Origin of the sequence: Kitasatospora sp. NPDC004615 (assembly GCF_042873545.1) — a bacterium.
Classification (GTDB): Bacteria; Actinomycetota; Actinomycetes; order Streptomycetales; family Streptomycetaceae; genus Kitasatospora.
The window spans coordinates 232,569-255,834 of sequence record NZ_JBIALQ010000003.1; the positions used below are offsets into that span (position 1 = coordinate 232,569).

The 23,266-nt window shown below is 73.7% G+C and carries 18 protein-coding genes and 3 tRNA genes; 10 read left to right on the top strand and 11 right to left on the bottom strand.

The features are described 5' to 3' along the window. The first annotated feature begins 371 nt into the window (after positions 1-371). The 4 genes from ACFYS8_RS12175 to ACFYS8_RS12190 all read left to right on the top strand — a co-directional run bounded on the left by ACFYS8_RS12175 (position 372) and on the right by ACFYS8_RS12190 (position 2,939). Positions 372-512 carry a hypothetical protein gene (locus ACFYS8_RS12175; RefSeq protein ID WP_380486435.1) on the top strand — a complete coding sequence of 47 codons (141 nt, stop codon included), beginning with the start codon at positions 372-374 and terminating at the stop codon, positions 510-512. Between the two features lie 76 nt (positions 513-588). After that, entirely contained in the window at positions 589-882 is a 294-nt protein-coding gene (locus ACFYS8_RS12180) for a Dabb family protein (RefSeq protein WP_387639447.1), read from the top strand. 204 nt (positions 883-1,086) lie between these two features. Then, entirely contained in the window at positions 1,087-1,944 is an 858-nt protein-coding gene (locus ACFYS8_RS12185; protein WP_387639449.1) for an RNA polymerase sigma factor SigF, read from the top strand. Between the two features lie 173 nt (positions 1,945-2,117). Further along, a complete protein-coding gene (locus tag ACFYS8_RS12190) occupies positions 2,118-2,939 on the top strand; it encodes an RNA polymerase sigma factor SigF (RefSeq protein WP_387640695.1) in 822 nt (273 codons plus the stop codon). A gap of 122 nt (positions 2,940-3,061) precedes the next feature. Here ACFYS8_RS12190 and ACFYS8_RS12195 read toward each other — a convergent pair whose 3' ends face one another. Together ACFYS8_RS12195 and ACFYS8_RS12200 are read right to left on the bottom strand one after the other, a co-directional pair. Then, positions 3,062-3,910: a tyrosine-protein phosphatase gene (locus ACFYS8_RS12195; protein ID WP_387639451.1), complete on the bottom strand. Its 849-nt coding sequence runs from the start codon at positions 3,908-3,910 to the stop codon at positions 3,062-3,064. Between the two features lie 103 nt (positions 3,911-4,013). Then, positions 4,014-4,214 (bottom strand): hypothetical protein, encoded by a 201-nt coding sequence (locus ACFYS8_RS12200; protein WP_387639454.1) that lies wholly within the window; start codon positions 4,212-4,214, stop codon positions 4,014-4,016. 151 nt (positions 4,215-4,365) lie between these two features. Between ACFYS8_RS12200 and ACFYS8_RS12205 the strand changes: the two genes are divergently transcribed. Then, complete coding sequence (locus ACFYS8_RS12205) at positions 4,366-5,322, top strand: aldo/keto reductase (RefSeq protein WP_387639457.1); 957 nt, start codon at positions 4,366-4,368, stop codon at positions 5,320-5,322. A gap of 143 nt (positions 5,323-5,465) precedes the next feature. Here the strand turns inward: ACFYS8_RS12205 and ACFYS8_RS12210 are convergent, their stop codons facing one another. The 3 genes from ACFYS8_RS12210 to ACFYS8_RS12220 all read right to left on the bottom strand — a co-directional run bounded on the left by ACFYS8_RS12210 (position 5,466) and on the right by ACFYS8_RS12220 (position 10,968). Beyond that, positions 5,466-6,413, bottom strand: a complete 948-nt coding sequence (locus ACFYS8_RS12210) for a C40 family peptidase (protein WP_387639460.1) — start codon at positions 6,411-6,413, stop codon at positions 5,466-5,468. Continuing rightward, complete coding sequence (locus tag ACFYS8_RS12215; RefSeq protein ID WP_387639463.1) at positions 6,410-7,639, bottom strand: SPFH domain-containing protein; 1,230 nt, start codon at positions 7,637-7,639, stop codon at positions 6,410-6,412. Before ACFYS8_RS12215 ends, ACFYS8_RS12210 begins: the two co-directional genes overlap by 4 nt. Positions 7,640-7,830: 191 nt before the next feature. Continuing rightward, positions 7,831-10,968 carry an Ig-like domain-containing protein gene (locus tag ACFYS8_RS12220; RefSeq protein WP_387639465.1) on the bottom strand — a complete coding sequence of 1,046 codons (3,138 nt, stop codon included), beginning with the start codon at positions 10,966-10,968 and terminating at the stop codon, positions 7,831-7,833. Positions 10,969-11,204: 236 nt separating this feature from the next. On the opposite strand from ACFYS8_RS12220, the gene ACFYS8_RS12225 reads away from it, so the two are divergent. Both ACFYS8_RS12225 and ACFYS8_RS12230 read left to right on the top strand, forming a co-directional pair. After that, on the top strand, positions 11,205-11,681 hold the full coding sequence (locus tag ACFYS8_RS12225) for a globin domain-containing protein (protein ID WP_387639468.1): 477 nt from the start codon (positions 11,205-11,207) through the stop codon (positions 11,679-11,681). A gap of 12 nt (positions 11,682-11,693) precedes the next feature. Beyond that, the gene (locus ACFYS8_RS12230; RefSeq protein ID WP_387639470.1) at positions 11,694-12,899 is read left to right on the top strand and encodes a globin domain-containing protein; all 1,206 of its coding nucleotides are present in this window, start codon (positions 11,694-11,696) and stop codon (positions 12,897-12,899) included. Between the two features lie 37 nt (positions 12,900-12,936). Here the strand turns inward: ACFYS8_RS12230 and ACFYS8_RS12235 are convergent. From ACFYS8_RS12235 to ACFYS8_RS12245, 3 genes are all read right to left on the bottom strand, one after another. Further along, a tRNA-Arg gene (locus ACFYS8_RS12235) sits at positions 12,937-13,012 on the bottom strand. A 34-nt stretch (positions 13,013-13,046) separates the two neighbouring features. Further along, positions 13,047-13,122: transfer RNA gene (locus tag ACFYS8_RS12240), tRNA-Arg, on the bottom strand. Positions 13,123-13,299: 177 nt separating this feature from the next. Continuing rightward, positions 13,300-13,390 (bottom strand) — tRNA-Ser (locus ACFYS8_RS12245). Between the two features lie 201 nt (positions 13,391-13,591). Here ACFYS8_RS12245 and ACFYS8_RS12250 point away from each other — a divergent pair. Further along, complete coding sequence (locus ACFYS8_RS12250) at positions 13,592-16,840, top strand: PAS domain-containing protein (RefSeq protein ID WP_387639473.1); 3,249 nt, start codon at positions 13,592-13,594, stop codon at positions 16,838-16,840. Positions 16,841-16,847: 7 nt separating this feature from the next. On the opposite strand, the gene ACFYS8_RS12255 is transcribed toward ACFYS8_RS12250, so the two are convergent. After that, on the bottom strand, positions 16,848-18,281 hold the full coding sequence (locus ACFYS8_RS12255; RefSeq protein ID WP_387639476.1) for a sensor histidine kinase: 1,434 nt from the start codon (positions 18,279-18,281) through the stop codon (positions 16,848-16,850). Next, on the bottom strand, positions 18,274-18,951 hold the full coding sequence (locus tag ACFYS8_RS12260; protein WP_387639479.1) for a response regulator transcription factor: 678 nt from the start codon (positions 18,949-18,951) through the stop codon (positions 18,274-18,276). Before ACFYS8_RS12260 ends, ACFYS8_RS12255 begins: the two co-directional genes overlap by 8 nt. 134 nt (positions 18,952-19,085) lie before the next feature. Between ACFYS8_RS12260 and ACFYS8_RS12265 the strand changes: the two genes are divergently transcribed. Beyond that, the gene (locus ACFYS8_RS12265) at positions 19,086-19,691 is read left to right on the top strand and encodes a PepSY domain-containing protein (RefSeq protein ID WP_387639482.1); all 606 of its coding nucleotides are present in this window, start codon (positions 19,086-19,088) and stop codon (positions 19,689-19,691) included. A gap of 67 nt (positions 19,692-19,758) precedes the next feature. On the opposite strand, the gene ACFYS8_RS12270 is transcribed toward ACFYS8_RS12265, so the two are convergent. Then, complete coding sequence (locus ACFYS8_RS12270; protein WP_387639485.1) at positions 19,759-21,420, bottom strand: long-chain fatty acid--CoA ligase; 1,662 nt, start codon at positions 21,418-21,420, stop codon at positions 19,759-19,761. Positions 21,421-21,779: 359 nt separating this feature from the next. Between ACFYS8_RS12270 and ACFYS8_RS12275 the strand changes: the two genes are divergently transcribed. Then, positions 21,780-22,748 carry a DMT family transporter gene (locus tag ACFYS8_RS12275; RefSeq protein ID WP_387639487.1) on the top strand — a complete coding sequence of 323 codons (969 nt, stop codon included), beginning with the start codon at positions 21,780-21,782 and terminating at the stop codon, positions 22,746-22,748. Positions 22,749-23,266: the final 518 nt, after the last annotated feature.

Sequence of the window (23,266 nt, forward strand, 5' to 3'; positions counted from 1 at the left end):
GGGGCCGCCGCTCCGCGGAGGGGGCAGCAGCTCCGGGGGAACGAGCTGCTGCCCCGGGCGGAGGTCCCACAACCGGGTCCGCGTCGGGGGGAAGCCGCGGTGCCCGGTCCCACAGCGGGGACCTCCGGATCGCCGTACCGGGGATTCCTGCCAGATCCTCGGTACATGAACCATCCTGCCGCGCCCCCGTGGCGGCCACACCCGGAGAAAGCCCCGTCCGAGCAGGACCTTCGTCCTGGCGGGTGAACAAGGCCCTCACTTCTTGCGCCGTCCGGTGGATAAGCTGCGGGTGGCAGGGCCGTGCGGGGAGAGGACGACGGCCCGACTCAGGGAGGCAGGCCCGTTCGATGGCTCAGGCGAAGAAGGTGGCCATGTGGATTGTGGTCATCTTCGTCATCTACACGATCATCACCTCGCCGGTGCGCGCCGCCGAGCTGGTGCAGTCCGGGTTCGTAGGGATCTCCGACGCGGCCAAGGCGGTCGGTTCTTTCATGACCGGACTGGTCCGCTAGTACCGTTTGCGGGGTTCGTCCTTCGGGGGCGCTCCCCTGCCGGGGCGTGCCCTCCTGATCCGCGAGGAGCGGCATCGTGATCCGGCACCTGGTCCTGTTCAAGCTCAACGAAGGCGTCGGCAAGGACGACCCGCGGGCCCTGGCTGGCGCGAAGGCGTTCGCGGAGCTGGGCGCGCTGATCCCGGAGCTGCGCGAGTGGGAGTGCGGCTGGAACACCACCGAGCGGGACATCGCCTACGACTACGCGATCAACAGCCTGGTCGAGGACCGCGAGGCGCTGGCCGCCTACCTCGGCCACCCGGCCCATCAGGCCGCCGCCGGGCAGTGGAAGACCTTCGCCACCTGGGTGATCGCCGACCTGGAGGTCTGACCGCCCGCCACCCCCGCCGTACCCGCACCACCACCGCGACCCCCGGCCTGCCGACCAGGCCGGGGGTCGCGGCATGCTCCGCCGAATGCTCCACCGGCCGCCAACACGCCTCGGCCGGGTACTTGCCCGGCCACAGAGCGACTTGTGATGCTATGACCGGTTTTGCCGGAAATTTTGGCGAGGTGGTTCAGAGGGAGGGGTGACGTGTCCGTGCGGACGCAGGGCAGCAGTGCGCCGGAGGACCGGGCCGAGGAACTGCCGGACCCGCTCGAACTGGCCGCCCGCCGCCCCGGCGGCCGAGGCACGATCGACGTCCGGACGCTCACCCGGGTGCTGTTCGAGCGGCTCACCGAACTGCCCCCCGGCGCCTCCGAACGCTCCCGGGTACGAGCCGCCCTGATCGAGATCAACATCCCGCTGGTCCGCTACGCCGCCACCCGCTTCCGCAGCCGCAGCGAACCCATGGAGGACATCGTCCAGGTCGGCACCATCGGCCTGATCAACGCCATCGACCGCTTCGACCCGACCCGCGGCGTCCAGTTCCCCACCTACGCGCTGCCCACCATCCTCGGCGAGATCAAGCGCTACTTCCGCGACAACGTCCGCACCATGCACGTACCGCGTCGGCTCCAGGAACTGTGGGTGCAGGTCAGCGGCGCCATGGAGGAGCTGACGGTCACCCACGGCCGGGCCCCCAAGGTCCCCGAGATCGCCGCCAACCTGCGCATCCCCGAGGAGGACGTCCGGGCCTGTCTGGACGCCGGCCGCGCCTACAACGCCGCCTCGCTGGAAGCCGCCCAGGAACACGAGGGCGGGCTCGCCCTGCTGGACCGGCTCGGCTACGAGGACTCCGCCCTCACCGACGTCGAACACCGCGACATGGTCCGCCACCTGCTGGTCCAACTCCCCGAACGGGAACGGCGGATCATCATGCTGCGGTTCTTCGCCAACCTCACCCAGTCGCAGATCTCCACCGAACTCGGCATGTCCCAGATGCACGTCTCCCGGCTGCTGTCCCGGATCCTCACCCGGCTGCGCACCGGCAACTCCTGGGAGGAGTGAACCGCCCGCCGCCCACCGCAGGGTGACGACTCGCCACGATCGGGTTTGCCGGGGCCGGTGATCCGGTATTGAGCAGGAGGACACGGCAGTCGGGAACCGCCGTTCGGCGGCACCCGTTCGACAGGCAGTCACAAGGGGGTGGGCGCGTGTTCACAGAACAGGGCAGTGCGGTCATCGAGTCCGTCGTCGTACCGATCCCGGCCCAGGCCGGTCCCGCCGAGGCCCCCGATCGGGCGCTCGACACCCGTACGCTCTCGCGCTCGCTGTTCCGCCGGCTCGCCGTCCTGGAGCCCGGCAGCGCCGAACACGGCTACGTCCGGGACACCCTCATCGAGCTCAACCTGCCGCTGGTCCGGTACGCGTCCGCGCGTTTCCGCAGCCGCAACGAGCCGATGGAGGACATCGTCCAGGTCGGCACCATCGGCCTGATCAAGGCCATCGACCGCTTCGACCCCGAGCGCGGCGTCGAGTTCCCCACCTTCGCCATGCCCACCGTGGTCGGCGAGATCAAGCGCTTCTTCCGCGACACCAGCTGGTCGGTGCGCGTCCCGCGCCGCCTCCAGGAGCTGCGGCTGGCCCTCACCAAGGCCGGCGACGAACTCTCCCAGCGGCTCGACCGCTCCCCCACCGTCCCCGAACTCGCCGCCTACCTCGGCGTCTCCGAGGACGACGTGGTCGAGGGCCTCGCCGTCGGCAACGCGTACACCGCGAGCTCCCTCGACTCCAGCCCCGCCGAGGACGACGGCGGCGACGGCCCGCTCGCCGACCGCCTCGGCTACGAGGACCTCGCGCTCGAAGGCGTCGAGTACCGGGAGTCGCTGAAGCCGCTGCTCGCCAAGCTGCCGCCGCGCGAGCGCCGGATCATCATGCTGCGGTTCTTCGGCAATCTGACGCAGTCGCAGATCGGCGAGGAGATCGGCATTTCGCAGATGCATGTCTCGCGGCTGCTCACCAAGACGCTTGCGCACCTGCGGGAAGGCCTGACGAGCGAGTGATCAGTGGCTCCGGGGGCAGCGGACGGTCGTGTTGCGGCGGGTCAAGACAGGGACCAGAAACGGCGGAACGCAAAGCGCCCTGTTGATCCTCCGCAGACTTGGCCCCGCCGTTCCCCGGGCCCCTAGACAGTGCAAGTGGCCCTGAGCTGAAGCAGGTGGCTGTCCGTCAGGCCGAGGCCGTCGTGCCAGAAGGCTTCGAAAGTGGGCCAGCCGCGGGTGAGTTCTTCGAAGGCGGCGTCGAGGTAAATCGTTTCAGCACGGGCCAGGGGGCGCAGCAGGGGGTCCACGCGGGCGATTCGCGTCGCGGAGCGGTCGTTGGTGAGGAGGTAGTCGGCGAGGACGGCCTCGCGGCTCACACCGAGGGCGGTGAGCAGGAGGGCGGCCGTCCAGCCGGTGCGGTCCTTGCCCGCGGTGCAGTGGAAGAGGACCGGGCCGCCGTCCGCCTCGGCGATCAGGCGGAGCACGGTGGCGAAGCGGGAGCGGGCGACCGGGTCGGTGACGAACCAGCGGTACATCGAGGTCATTATCGCGGTGCCGCGGCCGTCGCCGAGCATGGTGTGCATCGCGTCCGGTTCGCCGCTGCGCAGGGCACGTTGCAGGTCCACGTAGAGGTCGAAGTCGGCGGAGAAGACCGGCAGGTGGTGCAGGGCCGGGCCGAGTCCGTCCGGTGAGAGCACGGTGAGGGTCGCGGCGGCGTCCATCGGGAGCACCGCGGTGGGCAGGCCGGGGACCAGGTCGGCGCCCAGGTGGCGGACCTCGTCCAGGCTGCGCAGGTCGACGACGTGCCGGAGGCCGAGCGCGCCGAGCAGTTCGCGGTCGTGCTCGCCGAGCCGACTCAGCGCGTCGGTGCGCAGCAGCAGGCCGGGCCGGACGGTGCGGCCGTCCGCGGTGCGGTAACCGCCGAGGTCACGGGCGTTGACGGCGGCCGTCAGGCCGAGGCTGCGGGCGGTCTCGGTGGACGGCGCGGACACGGGGCCTCCTGGCGGGCTGCGACGGTTGCCGCCAGTGTAGGCGCGCCGCGGCGCGGGACCGCCCGGGGTGTCCGGCCGGTCCCGGGAGGGCGGGTTTCGCGGGTTACTTGACGGCCAGCCAGATCACGCCGACCACGACCGCCAGGGCCACGATGGCCCCAATGACGATCACCGGGGTGCGGTTCGACGAGGAGTTGCTGCCGTAGGTGGTGACGGTGCCCGGGGCCTGCGCGGCCGGGGCCTCGTCGACGAACGCCCGGAACATCTGGGTGGAGCCGGCGGGGTCGTAGTCGTTGTCAGCCATGGAACGGGACTCTAGCCAACCCTGACGGCCCGCCGACACCCCGGACCCCACTGCGGGCCCACTCTGCACGGAGCCCTCACCTCGAACGACACCCGGGTGAACAACCGGTCGCGGCGGAATCACGCAGGCCCCGAACGGGTTGTCCTTGGGTATGACTTTCACTGACGCCCCTCGGGTTCCCCTTGGCAACTCCGACCTGTCCGTGTCCCAACTTGCCCTCGGCGGCAACGTGTTCGGCTGGACGGCCGACGAAGCGCAGTCCTTCGCGGTGCTCGACGCGTACGCCGCGGCGGGAGGCAATTTCGTCGACACCGCCGACGGCTACTCGGCGTGGGTGCCGGGCAACTCCGGTGGCGAGTCCGAGACGGTGATCGGCAACTGGCTGCGCAGCCGCGGCAACCGGGAGCAGATCGTCATCGCCACCAAGGCCGGCATGGCGCCCGGCATGGACAACCTGAAGCGCGACACCGTGCGGCGCGCCGTCGAAGGCTCGCTGCGCCGGCTCGGCGTCGAGCGGATCGACCTGTTCTACACCCACCGGGACGACCTGGACACGCCGGTCGAGGAGGTCGTCACGACGCTGGACGAGCTGGTCCGCGAGGGCAAGGTGCGGGAGCTCGCCGCGTCCAACATCGGCGCGCGGCGGCTCGCCGCCTCGCTGGAGTTCGCCGCCCGCGAGGGCCTGGCCCGGTACGTGGCGGTGCAGCCGCACTACAACCTGGTCTCCCGCGACACCTACGAGGGCGAACTGGCCGGGGTGGCCGCCGCGCACGGGCTGTCCGCCGTCCCGTACTACGCGCTCGCGTCCGGCTTCCTGACCGGCAAGTACCGGCCCGGCGCGCAGGTGGACAGCTCCCGGGCGCAGGGCGCGTCCCGGCACCTGGAGACCCCGCGCGGTCTGCGCGTGCTGGCCGCGCTGGACGAGGCCGCCGCCGCGCACGGCGCCGAGGTCGCCACCGTCGCGCTGGCCTGGCTGGCCGCGCAGCCCACGGTCGCCACGCCGCTGGCCAGCGCCCGCACCGTCGAGCAGCTGCCCCCGCTGCTGGCCGCCGCCACGCTGCGGCTGACCGAGGCCGAGCTGAAGCTGCTGGACGGCGCCTCCGCCTGACCCGGCCGGGGCGGGCCCCCGCGGCCCCCCCCCCGCGGGGGGGGGGGGGGGGCGCCCGCCCCCCCCCCCGCCGCGCCCCCGCCCCCCCCCCCGCCCGCGCGGGGGGGGGGGCGCCGCCGCCCCCCCCCCCCCCCCCGCCCGGGTCAGGGGCGGCCGAAGAAGTCCGGGTAGTACCCGCTGCTCAGCCGGGAAACCCGGACGTCCTTGCCGGGGCGGGGGGCCTCCACGTACGTCCCGTCACCGAGGTAGATCGCGACGTGGTGGATGCCGGAGACCCGGCCGTTGCCCGACCAGAAGATCAGGTCGCCGCGCTTGAGCTGCTTCGAGGTGATCGGCGTGCTGGCCCGGTACTGGTCGTCGGCGACCCGCGGCGTCGAGACGCCCGCCCGGCGGAACGCCTGCTGGACCAGGCCCGAGCAGTCGAAGCCGTTCGGACCGTTGCCGCCCCACACGTAGGGCTTGCCGACCTGCGCGAGTGCGTACGAGACGGCCGCCTCCACCCCGCTCGCGGCGGGCGCGGAGGGCCCGGACTGGCCGGAGGAGGAGCCGCCCCCGCCGGTGCGGGACAGGTACACGTCGTAGTGGCTGGTGTAACGCCACTCGCCGGCCGCGTTCCTGAACCAGTAGACCTTGCCGTCCCAACCCTGCCGGATCCCGCCCGAGGACTGCGCGGAGCTCGAACTCTGCGACGACGACTGACCCTTGGCGCCACCCGTGCGCTCAAGGTAGACGCTGTGCCACTTGGTGTAGCGCCACTCGCCGGCCGCGTTCTTGAACCAGTAGACGCTGCCGTCCCAGCCGGGACCGGACGGTGCGGGCATGGCGTGCGCGGTGCTCGCGCCCAGCCCCAGACCGACGGCTCCCGCGCCGGCCAGAACAGTGGTGGCCAGACAGGTCGAACGGACGGCCCGGTGTATTCGGCTCGCCCGGTCGGACGCGTCGGACGCGGCGGCGCGCGGGGCCGGGCGGTTGCAGTGCGGGCAGCGGCAGGCTGCGGCCCCGTCGGCTTCGGCGAAGCCCAGCAACGGGGCGCCCGACCAGTCGGGTAGATCGGTGGGGTCGGTGGATATGGAGGCGAGCACGGTCGTCACGCGGGTTTCCCTTCCTTGCGGCCCGGCCGGGCGGCCGGTGCGGGCACCGAGGCGGTCACCCCGGCCGGGGCGACGAACGCGACCAGCAGCTGCTCCATCAGGGCGCTGCGCGCGCTGTCGTCCAACTCGTGGGCGGTGGCACGCTCCAGGCGGCGCACCGCGAGCGCCGCGGCCTCCACCGCGTCGTCCACCAGGACCGTCCGCAGCCCGGCGTCCAGGTCGGCGAGGCGGCGGCGCCGCATCGACTCGGCGACCTCCGGCGCGTAGTCCAGGGCCAGCGGCTGCACCGAGTACACCTCGATGCCCGCCGGGGCGGTCTCCGCCGCCAGCGCCCGGGTCAGCTCGTCGGCGAACCACTGGCCGTCGCGCAGCGCCGGTCCGGGAGCGGAATTGGAGTCGCAGGGCAGAGCCGAGGCGGTTCGGGTGAGAACGGCCTGCACCTGCTCGCGCAGATACGTTTCGTGGTCGGCGATGCCCAGGGTGACCCGCGCGGTGTCCTTGACCCGCCACACGATCAGCACCCGCACCAGCAGCGGGGTGCCGGTCCGGTCGGTGACGTGCACCGCCTCGCTGCGCCAGTGCCGCAGCCGGACGTCCACCCGGCGGCGGCGCACCATCGGGTTCACCCACAGCAGGCCGGTGCGGCGCACCGTGCCCCGGTATCGGCCCCAGCGGGTCAGCACCCGGGTCTCGCCGCCCGGGTTGGACAGCAGCCCGGCCAGCGCCACCATCATCGCCAGCCCGATCGCGCTGATCGTGGCGATGGTCCGGTCGTCGGCCACCGCCCCGTCCGCCTTCGCGGCCGCCGTACGGACGTCCGGCAGGCCGGACAGGTGCGGGACCACACCGGCCCGGGCCAGCACCAGCAGCACACCGGCCACGCCAAGGATCAGCGCCAGCAGCGGCAGCCAGCCCGGCAGCGTGAACGCCGGGCGCTCGCGCAGCGACTGGTCTGCGCGCGGCGGCCGCCGGTGGGTCGCGGCGTCCGCGACCGTCGGGTGGGCCGAGGACTCGGAGCGGTCCGCCGGCTCGACCACCGGGAGCTGCTGGGTCGGCGCGCCCCGGTCGAGTTGCTCCTCGACGGGGGCGGCGGTCCTGATCAGCGGGTTGTGCACCGCCTCGGCGACCGCCTTGGCCAGTTGGGTCGCGCCGACGGGGTCGGCCGGGGGTTCCGTGGCGGAGGGCCAGGAACGGGGTCGCGGCGACGAGTCGCGGGTGACGTCCATGCACGTGTCCTAAGGGTCAGAGTGTCGCGCAACGGGCGGCCCGGAGCTGACGGGCAGTGCCGGGGACCCAGGCTAGGCTGATTGATCATCAAATGCGACGTATGCCACTCGGTGTGTCGCTATGTCGGAAAACCGGTCGGCTGAGGTACCGCCCGCCACGAACGGCGGAACGGGCGGTACCGGGCCCGCCGTCAGTGACGACGGGCGCCACTGCGCCGGCTGCCGAGCATCCGGCGCGCCAACAACCCGAAGCCCGCCGTGATCAGCAGCGCCCCGCAGGCCATCCCGCGCCATCCGGTGGCCGTCGCCCGGTGCACGACCGCCGGCCCACCCGGCGGGGGCGCCGGCAACGTCCGCCCTCGCACGACCTCGTCCGCCGAGCCGGCACCGGTCTGCTCGGCCGGCCCGGCGCGGTCGGGCTGCTCGGCCGGTGCGGCCTGCGGGGCCTGCTCGGTGGGCGCTGTCGACGCGGCGGCCGACGGCGGCTGCGGCGAGCTCGACTCGCCGGCAGACTGCGCGGCGGTCGGCGACGGGCTCCCGGACGGCGCGGAGGTCGGCGGCGGGCTCCCGGACGGCGCGGCCGTCCCGTCCGGCACCTGCCGGCCCGGGGCCTCCGAAGACCACGGGTGCGGCGCCGTGAACACCCACTGGCCGGGCGTCGCCCCCGGCACCAGGAACGGCGGCAGCGGCACGGCGACCGTGCCGGGCACCGACGGGGCGGCGGAGACGGGCGCAGAAGCGGAAGCAGTGGCCGATGGGGAGGCGGCGGCCGACGCGGAGACGGTGACCGAAGGGGAGACCGTGACCGACGGGGATGCGGACGAGCTTGCTGCGGGCGAGCTCTGGCTTCCCGTCGGCGTCGGGATCGGGGTCGGCACAGGCGGCGTCGGGACCGGGACCGGGACCGGGACCACGATCGGCAGCACGCCCGGCGGTACCGGCACCCAGGGGGCCCCGCTCGCCGGAGCGCCCGTCGGGGAAGGCCGAGCGGAAGCCGATGCGGAGGCGGACAGCGACGCGAACGGGCTCGTCGCAGCGGGGCTGTGGGAGCTCGGCGACGCGGTCGTGGTCGCGGTCGGTGCCGGTGCGGCGCTGCTGCTGCTCGCCGCCGGGGTGGGCACCCGGACCGGGACGGGATCGCCGGGAGTGCCGTTGCCCGCCGGGTCGGTGGCGGTGGCGATCAGGGTGACGTCGCCGCCGGTCAGGTCCTGGGTGGCGGTGCAGGACCAGTTGCCGTCGGCGGCCGCCACGGCGCTGCACACGGTGGTGCGTGCGGCGCTGCCGTGGCCGGCGGTGACGGTGACGGTGGTACCGGGCTCGGCGCGGCCGGTGATCAACGGGCGGGCGGTGTGCAGGAGTTCACCGGCGGCCGGCGAGACGAGCTGCGGCTTGTCGGGCGCGACGGTGTCCACCGTGAGCCCGACGGACTTGCCGTCGGCGCGGTTGCCCGCGCCGTCGCGGGCGTGCGGGGTGAGCCGGTGGGCGCCGTCGGCGAGGTTCTCCACCGGCAGGCAGGACCAACTGCCGTCGGCGGCGACGCCGGTGGTGCACAGGTCGAGGCCGTCCGGCTCGCCGTCCGCGGTGACGGTGACGGTGGAGCCGGGTTCGCCGAGGCCGGTGACCAGCAGGCCGGGGTCGTTGGTGTAGGCGGGCAGGGTGAGCACGGGGGCGGTCGGCGCTGTGGTCTTGACGGTCAGCCGGAACGGCTCGCCATGGACCGCCGTGCCGCCCTGAGGGGTCTCCGCCAGGACGAGGGCGTGGGTGCTCTCGCCGAGCGCGTTGTCGGGGCGGCAGTTCCAGCTGCCGTCGTCGCCGACCTGGGCGGAGCACAGGGTGGTGCCGTCCTCCTGGACGGCGATGCCGGCCCCGGCGCGCGCGCCGTCGCCGCGGAACTCGGGGCGGACCTCGCCGGTGACGGTGCCGGGGACGGGCAGGCCGATCTCCGGCCCGGTGGCGGCGGCGCTCTCCGGGGCAGCGGTGCGGACCGACAGCGCGACCCGCTGGTCGACGACCTGGCCGGAGTCGGCGAAGCCGGCGGCGGTGGCGAGCTGGGAGCCGTCGCGGGCCAGCCGCAGCCGGGCCCAGGTGTCGCCGCTCACAGCGCCCTCCGGGACCGGCCACTCCAGCGCGGCGCTGCTCGCCCTGGCGGGGACCTCGGCCTGCACGCGCTCCGCCGGGTCGAAGCGCCCGTTGTGGTCGAAGTCGATCCAGCCGGCCAGTACGGCGGGCTCGGTGCCTGGGCTGACCGGCACCTCGATCCGGTAGGTGCGCCCGGCGGTGGTCTCGGCCGGGAAGGCGAGGTCGGGGTCGGCGCCCTGGTAGTCGGCGTGGCCGGGCTGGAGCCGGGGCGGCGGCGGCAGGCTGGCCCAGGGGCTGCGGCGGCTCGCCCCGCCGTCGGTCTCCACGCTGAGGGCGGCCGGGCCGGCGGCCGAATTGGACAGCAGCGGCTTCTCGACGGACTGGGCCAGGCCGGGCCGGGTACGGGTGGCGGCCGGTGCGGCGTCCTGGCCGAGGAACAGGTCGGAGACCAGGTGGGAGGCGTTGCCGTAGCTTTGCGGGGCGCTTCCGAGGCCCTCGTCGAGGGAGACCGTCCAGGCCGGGCGGAGCGTCATCGGCGGTGTGGTGGAGCCGTCGCGGGCGGTGGAGCGCTGTTCGAGGCGCAGGTCGACGGTGGTGACGGTGCCGGACAGTTCGAGGGTGCCGTCGCCGCCGGCGTCGCCGTCGCGCGGGCCGTCGGCGGCGGGGGCGAGTTCGCCGGGGCCGACCGTCCAGCCCGGCCAGCCGGTGCGGCCGACCAGGGTGGGGGCGGCGGGGGTGCCGCCGGCGACCGTCAGGCGGGTGCTGGTGCCGGTGGTGCCGCCCTGGCCGGTGGCCAGCCCGGTCAGGCCGCTGACGTGCAGGCGGGGGTTGCGCACGGGGCGGGAGAAGGTGAGCCGCAGCGTGCCGAGGGGGTGCCAGGCGCCGTCCGCGTGGGGGCGGTCCTCGGCGGCGCGGAAGGTCTCGGCCGGGTCGCCGGGGCGGATGCCGTCGCTGTAGGCCTCGCCGCCGGCGGCCCGGTCGGTGAGCTTGCCGGGTGCGGCCTCGACCGTCACGCCCTGGACGGCCTCGAAGTCGAACCGAACGGCCAGCCCGGAGGGCAGTTGGGCGCGTCGCTCGGCGGACCAGCTGTCGGGTGTCTGCTGGGCGGCCACCGGTGGGGTGCCGAGGCCGGTGAGCAGCCCGGTGGCGATCAGGGCGGTGGTGGTCCGGCCGATCCGGGGCCCGGGCCGGTCACGGTCGGCCGGGCGGGCGTCGGGGGCCGGGGCCCGGTGGAGGAACTGTCGGCACATCCGGCTCTCCTCTCGGTGTCTTCGTCCGCCGAATTCGCGGCCCGTGCCATACACCCGAATGGTGATGACGATCAGACAAAAGGGAATCACGATCGGGTTTCGGTCATACCGCGACACCTGCTCGATCGCCCGATTCCACCCGTTCAGCAGCCAATCTGTCCGCAGCATCTGGATACCCGCCACGCCAGGCATCAACTCGCCCAAGCAGGCATCAATCGGACGCTACTGTCCAGTACTTGAGTGATCGTCAGATCGCCCTGTTGGAATTGGTGTGTTTATCAGTAGAGTCGGCGGGCGTGACTATTGATTCCGCGCTCATCAAAAGCAGCTTCGCCGCCGTCGAGCCCCACGGCAGCGATGTCACCGCATACTTCTACGCCCATTTGTTCGAGCACAACCCGGATGTCCGCAAGCTCTTCGCCGAGCACCTGAATGACCAGCAGGACCGCCTCTGGGCGGCGATATCCACCCTGGTCGACAAGCTCTACGACACCGGGACCGTGGTCGAGGTGCTGCAGGGCCTGGGACGCCGGCACGCCGGGTACGGCGCCCTCCCCGAGCACTTCCCCGCCGTCGGCGCGAGCCTGCTGGCCGCCCTCGCGCACTTCGCCGGGGACGCCTGGACGCCGGAGACCGCCGCGGCCTGGACCGCCCTGTATGGCGTCGTCGCGGAGGTCATGGGCGGCGCGCTGACCGAAGCCGCCGCAGGCTGAGGGGCCTCCCCGGTGCCCTTCGACCCCGCGGTCGTCCGTGCCAGCTTCGCCGTCGTCGAGCGCCGGGCCGACCAGCTGACCAAGTACTTCTACGCCCACCTGTTCACCAACAACCCCGGCGTCGAAGCGCTGTTCCCGGCCCGGCTCGCCGAACAGCGGGACCGCCTGATCGCCGCACTCGCCCAACTCGTGCTGCGGCTGGAGGACCCGGAGAAACTCACCGGCTACCTGGCGGCGCTCGGACGCGACCACCGCAAGTTCCAGGCCGCGCCCGAGCACTACCCGGCCGTCGGCGCCAGCCTGATCGCCGCGCTGAAGCACTTCTCCGGGACCGCCTGGACCCCCGAGGTCGAGCAGGCCTGGACGGAGGCGTTCGGCATCATCGCCCAGGCCATGATCGACGCGGCCGCGGCCGTCCCCGCCGGCACCCCGCGCTGGTGGAACGCCGACGTGCTGGCCGTCCGCCGCGCCACCCCCGACCTGGCGGTGCTCACCCTGGCGCCCGACCACCCGTACCCGTTCACCGCCGGCCAGTACCTGACCGTCAGCTCAGACCGGCACCCACAGGTCTGGCGGCCCTACTCACCGGCCTGCGCGCCCCGGCCCGACAACACCCTGGAACTGCACGTCCGCCGGGTCCCCGACGGGCTGCTGTCCACCGCGCTGGTCGACGAGGTCCGGGCCGGTGAGACGCTCCGGCTCGGCCCGCCGCTCGGCGAGGCGGTGCTCGCCGAGGACTCCGGGCGGCCGCTGCTGATGGTCGCCGCCGGAACCGGCTGGGCCCAGATCAAGGCCCTGCTGGAACAGCTCGCCCGGAACGGCGGCCGGCCCACCACCGTGTTCGTCGCCGCCCGCGACGACCGCGACCAGTACGACCTGGCCGCCGTGCACGACCTGGTGAAGGCGCATGCCTGGCTGCACGCCGTCCTGTCGGCGCCCGTGCCCGGCGCGTCCCGTGCCACCGCGATCCGCCTGCTCCGCGACGGCCTGCGCGACTACGGCACCTGCGCCGGCCACGACATCCACCTGTCCGGCCCGCCCGACCTCGCGCCCGCGCTCGCCGCCCAACTTCTCGACCAGCACGCCGATCCCGGGCTCATCCGGCACGACCCCGTCACCGTCACGTTCAACCGCAGCCGCCCGCTCACGCCCGCGGACTGGTTCCTGGAAGAACGCGAGGTGCTCTGGATCAACCGGACCGAACTCGGGACGGCATGACGACGAAGGCCCCGGGTGGAAACCCGGGGCCTTCGGCTGGTGCGCTCAGCAGGATTCGAACCTGCAACCTCTTGATCCGTAGTCAAGTGCTCTATCCGTTGAGCTATGAGCGCTCGGACGGCCCCTTGCGGAACCGCGAGCGGAGATTGGTGCGCTCAGCAGGATTCGAACCTGCAACCTCTTGATCCGTAGTCAAGTGCTCTATCCGTTGAGCTATGAGCGCTCGCCCCGTCGGCCTTGGCCTCCTGGGCGGTGCGGGGACAACATTACATGACCGGCGACCTGGGGCGAAATCGATTGCCGGGGACCCCGTCAAGACCGCCGCAGAGGCCGCTGGACGAACAGTGGCCGACAACGCGGAAGCCCCGCCGGTCAGTGACCGACGGGGCTTCCGGTGAAGCGGAGGCGGAGGGATTTGAACCCTCGATGGACGGTAAAGCCCAAACCGCATTAGCAGTGCGGCGCCATAGACCGGACTAGGCGACGCCTCCAACACCCGGACTGCGACCGGGACTCCGGCGCACTCCGTGCGACTGAGATGATGCCACAGCCGAAGGCTCCGGCACCAACCACCACAACGATACTGGCCGGGTCGTCCACGGCGCAAAGAAGAATGAGATACTCCAGTCTCCGAGGAGAGCCAGAGCCGCCCGTCGAAGCGGCGGCCCGAAGGCGTGAGGAGACCTGTCGACGTGAGCAGCAGGCCGACCCGAGGCGCTGCTCGCCTCGCCGCGATACTCGACGCACTGCCCGATCCGTTGCTGCTGGTGAACTCCAACGGCACGGTGGTCGACGTCAACAAGGCCGCCGTGGAGAGCCTGCAGGCACCCGGCACCTCGTTGGTCGGACGGGGAGTGCTGGACCTGCTGCCGGAGTTCGACCCCAGCCGAATCCCCGGTTCGATGCGGCCCCCGGCGAGCGAGACCCAGAGCCTGGAACTACCGGTCCGGATGACCGCCCGACGCACCGACGGCACCACCTTCACCGTCGAAGTGTCGGGCAACGACTTCACCGACGAGGGCGGCGGGGAGGCGCACGGGTTCCTGTCGTTCACCACGACGGACCAGGACCTGCTGCTGCTCCTGGTCCGTGACCTGTCGACCCGCCTGGGAGTGGAGACCGAACTCCGGCGCCAGCACAAACAGACCGAGATGATCCTGCGGGCCGCCGCCGAGGGTGTCCTCGGCGTCGACCTGGAAGGCCGCGTGGTGCTGGTCAACCCGGCCGCCGCGCACATCCTCGACTTCCGGGCCAGCGAGCTCGGCGGCCGCGAACTGCACCCGCTGATCCAGCACTCGCAGCCCGACGGCAGCCCGCTGGCCGCCGAGAGTTCGGCGCTGAACGACACCCTGCACTCCGGCCGCAAGCACCGGATCCGCAACACCGTGCTGTGGCGCAAGGACGGCAGCCCCGTCACCGTCGACCTGACCACCGCCCCGGTCCGGGACGGCGAGCAACTGGTCGGCGCCGTCATGACGTTCACCGACCGCACCCACGAACTCGCCCTCACCGCACGCAACGAGCACCTCACCGCCGTGCTGGAGTCCGAACTCGGCGGCGCGCTCGGCGCCCTGCACCGGCGGATCGACGCGCTCGCCGCCGACCCCGCCGGGCAGCTCTGGCCGGAGGCCAACTGGACGCTGCGCCGGCTCGCCGACGAGTGCCGCCGGTTCGGCCGGCTGATAGAGGGCGTACTGGAGCACCAGCGCTTCGAGGCCGCCGCCGAGCGCGGCAAGGCCGCCCTGGACCGCGAACGGATCGGCCTGGACGAGGTCGTGCAGCTGGCCGTCGACCGGGCCGGCGAACTGGTCGGCCCCGGCCGGGTCCGCTACTCGGTGCACGCCGCCGCCGTGAAGGTGCTCGCCGACCGCGAGCGGCTCGCCCAGGCGCTCGCGCACCTGGTCGCCGACGTCAGCGGCGTCACGCCCGTGCCCGAACCCGCCCGCGCCGAGGACGAATCCGCCACCACCGGCGGCGCGTTCGCCGGGCCGGCGCCGGACCCCGGGCAGCCGCCCATGGTGGTGCTGGCCGCCGCGCAGCGCGGACAGGTCGCCCGGATCGAGGTGCGCGGCCCCGCGCAGACCGCCAGCGCCGTCCACCTGCCGATCGCCCGCGCCGCCGTCCAGCGGCACGGCGGCGTCCTGCAGCGGCACGACCTGCCCGGCGGCGGCGGGGCCACCTACGTGGTGGAGCTGCCGCTCGACCCCGACGGCGGCGACGGCGACACGCCGGACAAGCAGCAGCACGTCCCCAAGGACTCCGACACCGCGATGCTGCCCGACCTTCCCGGGCAGCCCCCCGCGGCCGAACCGGCCAAGGACGACGCGCCGTCAACGCCCGAGCCGGCCGAGGACGGTGCCACCCCCGCCGCCCGGGCCGACGACACCCAGGGCTCCGGCCGGCGCCGGGCCCGCCCGGCCCGCGAGGAGGACGCCCGGCCCGAACCGGCCGCCCCCGGGGCGCCGATCGCGCTCGGGCCCGGGCCGTCCGCCGCCGGCTCCTCCTCCGCCTCGGCCGAACCGGCCGAGAGTGGAGCCGCCGGGGCCGACCAGCTGCCGAGTGCCGAGCCGCCCACGCGTACCGGGCGGCGGGCCCGCCGGGCGCACGCCGGTTCCGGCGACAGCATGCCGGCGCTGCAGCTGCCCGGTATCCCGGACCCCGGGACGCCCGTCTACCCGGGGCTGGAGCACGCGCTGCCGGCCGACCCGCCGGAGCCCGTCGTGCCGCCGACCCAGCCCACCGGGCGGCGGCGACGGCTGGCGCTGCCCGCCGACACCGCGGAGAGCGCGGAGGAGGTGACGACGGTTCTGCCGCCCGTCCCCGCCGGGGCGCCGGAGCCGTCCACCGCGCTGGAGGTCGCCGCCCGGCCCGCCGCGCCGGCCGTGCCCCCGATGCCCGCCACGCCGCCGCCGGCCGGGGATGCCGGCCAGCCGCAGCCGGTCGGCACCGGGCTGGGCGGGCTCGTCCCGCCGCGGCCGCTGGCCGCCTTCCCGGGCGCGTTCCCGCAGCCCGGGGCGCCGCAGCAGGCCGAACTGCCCGCCGCCCCGGCCGAGACGGCCCCGCAGGCCGTCAACGGGCAGGCGCTGCCCGCCGGTTCGGGCGAGGGCGGCGGCGCGCTGGCGCTGCCCGCCGGGCCCGGCGCGGTCGAGGGGCGCACACCGCCCCGGCCGATCGCCGAACTGGCCCCCGCCAAGGAACCCGCGTTCGACGGCCCCCGGCCGCTGCTGGTGTGGCCCGAACCCGACCCGTCCACCCACGACGCGCTGCGGAACCGGGGCTTCCGGCCGGTCGTGGTGGCCTCCCGCGAGGAGGTCGACGCCCAGGTGCCGCAGGCCCCCGCCGCGCTCTTCGTCGACCCGCTGACCGGGCCGATCACCCGCACCGCCCTGCAGGCGCTGCGCACCGCCGCACTGGCCGGACGGATCCCCGTGCTGCTGGCCGCCGGCCTCGGCCAGGCCACCCGGGACGCCGCCTACGGAGCCGACCCGGCCGTGCTGCTGCGGGCGCTGGCCCCCCGGGACAGCGAGAACCACGCCGCGCGGGTCCTGCTGGTCGAGTCCGACCCCGAGGTGGCCGCCGCGCTGGTCACCAGCCTGGAGCGGCGCGGCATGCAGGTGGAGCACGCCGCCGACGAGAACGAGGCGGTCGCCCGGGCCAGCAGCATCCAGCCCAACCTGGTGGTGCTCGACCTGCAGCGGATCGAACACGGCGACCTCGGTCTGCTGGACTGGCTGCGCGCCAACGACCGCCTGCACCGCACCCCGCTGGTGGTGTACACCTCGGCCGACCTGGACCCGCAGGCCCGCGCCGGGCTGCGCACCGGCGCGAACGTGCTGTTCCTGGCGGAGCGCTCCACCACCGACGAGGTGCAGCGCCGGATCGTCGAACTTCTGGCCCGGGTCGGCGCGTTGGGGCAGGTGGCGACGGCCGCGTCGTTCTGACCGTCCGTCAGTTCTGTTCGGCTCCCGCCTTCGGCAGGCGGGCGACCAGGCGGGCGCCGGTGCGGGCGGGCTCGGCGGCCAAGGTGCCGCCGTGGTGCCCGGCGAGGTCCCGGGCGATGGCCAACCCCAGTCCGGCGCCGCCGAGTTCGCGGCTGCGGGCGTCGTCGAGCCGGGTGAAGCGCTCGAACACCCGCTCCCGGTCACCCTCCGGGATGCCCGGCCCGTCGTCGCGCACCTCCAGCACCACCAGCGGCCCCTGGACGGCGAGTTGGACCTCCACCCGGCTCGTGGCGTAGCGCTGGGCGTTGTCGACCAGGTTGGTGAGCAGCCTGGTCAGCCAGGTGCGGTTGCCCAGCACGTGGGCCCCCTCGGCGAGTTGGGACGTGACCGGGATCCGGTCGGCGGTGCGGGCGGCCAGCGCGGCGGCGAACAGGGCGGTCAGGTCGAGGAGTTCGACGGATACCGGGTCGGCGGCGTCCAGCCGGGCTAGCAGCAGCAGGTCGGCCGCCAGGTCCTGCAGGCGGACGGTGTCCTCCAGCGCGTCGGCAAGCAGTTCGGGCCAGAGCTCCGGGTCCGGGTGGGCCAGTGCCACCTCCAACTGGGTGCGCAACACGGCGATGGGGCTGCGCAGTTCGTGCGAGGCGTCGGCGATGAAACGGCGCTGGCGCAGGCCCGCGTCCTCCAGCCGGTCCAGGGTGGCGTTGACGGTGACGGCCAGCCGGGCCACCTCGTCGCCAGTGTGCGGGACGGGGACCCGGCGGTGCAGGTCATGGCCGGTGATCTCGGCGACCTCGGCCCGGATCGCCTCCACCGGGCGCAGTGCCCGGCCGGTGACCCGCCAGGTGACGGCCGCGACCAGCAGCACCAGCACCGGGACGCCGACGGCGAGCGCGGTGCTCGTGGTGTCCCCGGCGGCGTCCACGTCGCGCAGCGAGGTGCTGGCGTGGACGACGAGATAGCCGTCCGGGCCGGTGACGGGCATGGTGATCACCCGCGACCGGTGCTCCTGCATCCGCGGCACGGGCATCAACGGCTGGGCGCCCTGGGCGGGTTGGGGCTGCTCCTTTGCGGCGGGCGGTACCGGCGGCGGGGCGAGGGGGTGCGCCAGCAGGTCCGGGGTGGCGGCGACCGGGCGGCCCTGGCCGTCCACCACCCAGATGGAGGTTCCGCCGTGCAGGGGGAGGATCGACGGCAGGTGCTCGCGGGCGGCCAACTCGACCACCTTGCCTGCCTGTTCGACCGCGGAGTCCTGGGCGGTGCGGAGCAGGTTGGCGTGGAGCACGGCGAGCAGCGCGGCCGAGCTGCCGCCCAGCGCGAGCGTCACCACGGCGGTGGCGGCGAAAGTGGCCCGGGCCCGCACCGAGCGCGGCAGCAACCGCCGCAGGCGCGGCGGGACTTGGAGGCGGCGGAGGGCCGGGAGGCGGTGCACGCGGTCAGCCACCGTCCGCCGCCAGCCGGTAGCCCGCGCCGCGGACGGTGCCGACGGCGCTGCGGCCGAACGGGGCGTCGATCTTGCGGCGCAGCGCGCTGATGTGGACCTCGACGATGTTCGGGTCGCCGTCGTAGGCCGAGTCCCAGACCCGCTCCAGGATCTCGCGCTTGGAGACCACCCCGCCGGCCGCCCGGGCCAGGCACTCCAGGACCGCGAACTCGCGGGCGGTGAGCCGCACTTCGGTGCCCGCGCGGGTGCAGGTGTGGCGGGCCGGGTCGATCGCCAGGTCGCCGAACTCCAGGGTCTGCGGCAGACGGCGGCCGGTCCGCCGGACCAGGGCGCGCAGCCGGGCCACCAGCACCACGTACGAGAACGGCTTGGACAGGAAGTCGTCGGCGCCGGTGTCCAGCGCCTCGGCCTCGTCGAGTTCGCCGTCCTTGGCGGTGAGCATCAGGATCGGGGTGTCGTCGCCGGCAGCCCGCAGCCGGGCGCAGACCCGGTAGCCGTTCAGGCGGGGCAGCATGATGTCGAGCACGATCACGTCGTAGTCGTGCTCGGTGGCCAGCCAGAGGCCGTCCTCGCCGTCGTGGGCGACATCGACGGCGAACCCCTCGGCCCGCAGGCCGCGTTGCAGTGCGGCGGCGAGCCGCCGTTCGTCCTCGACCACCAGTACGCGCATGGGGACCAGCCTGGCAGGCGCCGGATCCGGCGGTGGGGGCGGCTTCAGCTTGGCTTCAGGCGGGTGGCGGCATGCTGGGCGCCCGGCCGGCGGATTCGGTCCCGGCCGGGTCGTCGAGGGGAAGTGGGACGCAGATGTCCGAGCCGCAGTCGCCGGAGTCGTTCGAGTCCGGTGCCGAGGAGAAGGTCGCCGCGGCGGCCCGACCGACGCTGCGCAAGCGATACATCCGGCTGCCGGAGCGGCGAGGCCGCCGCTGGGTGCTCGGCGCGGCCGTCGCGCTGGTGCTGGGGGTCGGTGTGGCCGGTGCCGCCGCGGTGGCGGCGCACCACTCCGGCCGGGAACGGCCGCCGATCGCCCCGTTCGCGATGCGGGAGCCGGGGGCTCCCGGGGCACCGAACGCATGGGGAAGCGATTACGGGAAGCACCGGAACGGGGAGCAGAAGGGCGACGGGAAGGCGGCGCACCGCGGCGCCCAGGGCGACGGGAAGGCGCAGCCGGGCGGCCGGGCGGCGAAGCTCGCGCCGGCCGCGCTGCCGACCGTGCCCGCCGATCAGGCGGTGGCCAAGGCGGCCGGCGCGGTGCCCGGCGGCAAGGTGGGCGCGCTGTCGGTGGTGGGCCGGGAGGGCGGCGGCAGCTCCTGGGCGGTCGAGGTGCTCGGCACGGACGGCGTCCGCCACCAGGTGGTGGTGGATGGCACCGATGGGTCGATCACCGCCAACACCGTCGTGAACGGCCGCTGACCGTACCCGAAGGCCCCGCCGCAGGACCGAGAACCGCGGCGGGGCGTTCCGGGCGGACCGTGAGTGGTCAGCCCTTGCCGATCACCGTCACGTCCAGGCGGTCGGCTGCGTAGTCGGCGCGGATCACCTTCTTGTCGAACTTGCCCACCGAGGTCTTCGGCACCGCCTCGATCACCGACCAGCGTTCCGGCAGCTGCCAGGAGGCGACCCGCTCGGCCAGGAAGGCGCGCAGTTCGGGGAGGCCGACGGTGGCGCCGGGGCGCAGGACGACGGTGGCGAGCGGGCGTTCGCCCCACTTCTCGTCGGGGACGGCCACCACGGCGGCCTCGGCCACCTGGGGGTGGGCCATCAGGTGGTTCTCCAGGGCCTGCGAACTGATCCACTCCCCGCCGGACTTGATCACGTCCTTGGCCCGGTCGGTGAGGGTCAGGTAGCCGTCGGCGGTGATGGTGCCGACGTCGCCGGTGCGCAGCCAGCCGTCGGGGCTGAACTTGTCCTCGGGACGCTCGGGCTCGCCGTTCGCGCCGCCGAAGTACGCCCCGGCGATCCACGGGCCGCGCACCTCCAGCTCGCCCTCGGCGACGCCGTCGTGCGGCATCACCTCGCCGCCGGGGCCGATCAGCCGAGCCTCCACGGAGGCGGGGAAGACGCCCTGGGTGATCCGGTAGGTCCACTCGTCCTCGCCGTTGACGCCGGCCGGCGGGTGGGCGACGGTGCCCAGCGGGGAGGTCTCGGTCATGCCCCAGGCGTGGATGACCCGGATGCCGTGCCGCTCCTCGAAGGCCTTCATCAGCGCGGGCGGGCAGGCCGAGCCGCCGATGACGACGGACTTCAGCGTGGAGGTGTCGTAGTCGCCGGCGTCCAGCTCGTCCAGCAGGCCGTTCCAGATGGTCGGGACGGCGGCGCCGAAGGTCGGCTTCACCCGGTCGATCATCGCGGCCAGCGGCTTGGGCTGCAGGAAGCGGTCCGGCATCAGCAGGCTGGAGCCCGTCATGAACGCCGCGTGCGGGATGCCCCAGGCGCCGACGTGGAACATCGGCACCACCGGCAGCACGATGTCGCGGGGGGTCAGGCCGAAGCTGGCGGGGGCGATGATCTGCATCGAGTGCAGATAGATCGACCGGTGGCTGTACACCACGCCCTTGGGGTCGCCGGTGGTGCCGGACGTGTAGCAGAGCACGGCGGCCTGCTTCTCGTCGATGTCGGTCTGCCACGGGTAGTCGGTCGGGCGGCCCTCGATCAGCGCCTCGTAGTCGTGCACCGTCCCCTCGAAGCCCGCCAGCAGCGCCGGGTCGTACGGGCCGGAGACCACCAGGTGGCGGACGACGTCGGCGAGCTTGGGCAGGACGGCGGCGAGCAGCGGCAGCACCGAGCCGTTGACGATCACCACCCGGTCCGCGGCGTGCCGGACGATGTACTCCAGCTGGTTGGCGGGCAGCCGCAGGTTCAGGGTGTGCAGCACCGCTCCCATGGACGGGATCGCCAGGTACGCCTCCTGGTGCTCGGTGTTGTTCCACATCAGCGTGGCCACCACGCTGCCGTCCGTGACCCCGAGTTCGTCCCGGAGGGCGTGGGCGAGCTGTGCGGCGCGGCCGCCGACCTCGGCGAAGGTCCGCACGACCGGGCCGTTCTCGGTCCAGGTGGTGACGGTCGACCGGCCGTGGATGGTGGCCCCGTGCTGCAGAATCCGGGCGACAGTGAGTGGAACGTCCTGCATCGTGCTGTACACCAGGGGTCCTCCTTGACCGGCCGGCGGATTGTTACCCGCAGGTAGTAGGCGATGCCTCCGATTGTTTCCCCGGCACACCCGCGCTGTCAGTAGCCGCAACCGAGATGAGACCGACGCCGCCGACCTGCGCGGCTTTCCGTCTCCGCGCGTGTCCGTCCGGGTCCGCGGCGTGTTCGGAATGCGGGGCACGTCACAGTTCCATGGTCGCGCGGCGGGATCGCTGACCGGTCGTCAGTTCGCCCGGGCGGCACGCGCCGCCGACGGCCCGCGGGCCTTGATTCGCCTCCCAGTGCACCCCGGCTTGCCTCTGGCGGTAACCGTCTTTGACCAAAGGCACTCCTTACGACACACTCGATCTCATGCCAGGCACCTCCCTCACCGTCGAAAGCACCACCGACATCCCCGCCATCGCCTCCGTTTCCAAGGTCACCAGTTCCGGCCGAGCCCGGGCAAGCGGAATGCGACGACGGCTGGGCGGTATCCCGGCACCGGTGCTGTGCGTGGTCTCGATGGTGGCGGTCCAGCTCGGTGTGGCGGCCTCCAAGCCGCTGTTCGGGGTGCTGGGGGTGGCCGGCGCGACCTTCCTGCGGATCTCCTTCGCCGCCATCGTGCTGCTCGCCTTCACCCGTCCCCGGCTGCGCGGCCGCAGCAAGCGCGACCTGGCGCTGGCCGGACTGCTCGGCGTGGCGTCCGCCGGCATGACCCTGCTGTTCGCCGCGGCCGTCGACCGGCTGCCGATGGGCACCGCCGCCACCATCGAGTTCCTCGGCCCGCTCGCCGTCGCCCTGGTCTTCGCCCGGCGCGCCGGACACGTGCTGTGGGCGATGCTCGCCGCCGGCGGCGTGGTGCTGCTCACCCTGTTCGGCCACGGCGAGTCCGGCTCCAGCCTGGACCCGGTCGGCCTGGCCTGCGCCTTCGGGGCGGCCGCCTGCTACTCCGGCTACATCCTGTTCACCGACAAGGTCGGCGCCGCGTTCAAGGGCTTCGAGGGCCTGGCGGTCTCCTTCACCGTCGGCATGGTGGTGCTCGCCCCGTTCGGCGCCGCCGAGGCGATGCACGGCCTGTCCGGCTCCGACTCCCCCGCCCTGCTGCTGCTCGCGATCGCGGGTGTCGCCCTGCTCTTCCCGGTGCTGCCGTACGCGCTGGAGATGGTCGCGCTGCGCCGGATGTCCCAGCGGGTGTTCAGCGTGATCGTCAGCCTGGACCCGGCGGTCAGCGCGCTGGTCGGGCTGCTGGTGCTCGGCCAGGTGCTGGGCCTGCCGCAACTGTTCGGCATCTTCTGCGTGGTGGCCGCCAGCGTCGGGGCCACGCTCACCGCCAGGCGGTAGGGCCTCCGCGGTAGGGCCTCCGCGGTAGGGCTTCCTCTTCCGAACACCCCTCGGGGGCGCGGTGCCGTTCGCGGCTGCCGCGCCCCCGAGGGGTTTCTGCTCGTCCTGCTCCCCGAGGCGGGTGACCCTTTCCACTCCCGGGTACTCCGGCGGTCCGTGCTCGGGCCGGTCCGGCGCCCCCGCCGGCCCGGCCGCACCTCCCGCCGGGAGGTCAGTAGCGCGCCATGGATTTCCTCCGTGCTGCCGATGTCCGGTTCCGATGGTCACAGCTGATGACCGTGAATCACTGTCCTGCACTTCCCTGCACTTCTTCCTGGGAACAGAATTCCGCAACAAATCGACAAAGCACCAGCACCACTGGGCCTTTTCCCTCGTTCGCGTGATACCGAGGTCGCCGCACGGGGTGGCCGGCCGCTGGTTGCATGGCTGTTGAGCTGCGCTTCTGCCCGGACGGCGGAGCGCAGGCCGCCGCTTTCCGGCGAGTCGTTCCACCCCGCAGGCGCACGAATGGTGCGCCC

Coding starts and splice junctions, on each gene's coding strand:
- ACFYS8_RS12175 (WP_380486435.1), top strand. CDS start 372: ATGTGGATTGTGGTCATCTTCGTCATCTACACGATCATCACCTCGCCG.
- ACFYS8_RS12200 (WP_387639454.1), bottom strand. CDS start 4,214: ATGGCTGACAACGACTACGACCCCGCCGGCTCCACCCAGATGTTCCGG.
- ACFYS8_RS12205 (WP_387639457.1), top strand. CDS start 4,366: ATGACTTTCACTGACGCCCCTCGGGTTCCCCTTGGCAACTCCGACCTG.
- ACFYS8_RS12215 (WP_387639463.1), bottom strand. CDS start 7,639: ATGGACGTCACCCGCGACTCGTCGCCGCGACCCCGTTCCTGGCCCTCC.
- ACFYS8_RS12220 (WP_387639465.1), bottom strand. CDS start 10,968: ATGTGCCGACAGTTCCTCCACCGGGCCCCGGCCCCCGACGCCCGCCCG.
- ACFYS8_RS12260 (WP_387639479.1), bottom strand. CDS start 18,951: ATGCGCGTACTGGTGGTCGAGGACGAACGGCGGCTCGCCGCCGCACTG.
- ACFYS8_RS12265 (WP_387639482.1), top strand. CDS start 19,086: ATGTCCGAGCCGCAGTCGCCGGAGTCGTTCGAGTCCGGTGCCGAGGAG.
- ACFYS8_RS12275 (WP_387639487.1), top strand. CDS start 21,780: ATGCCAGGCACCTCCCTCACCGTCGAAAGCACCACCGACATCCCCGCC.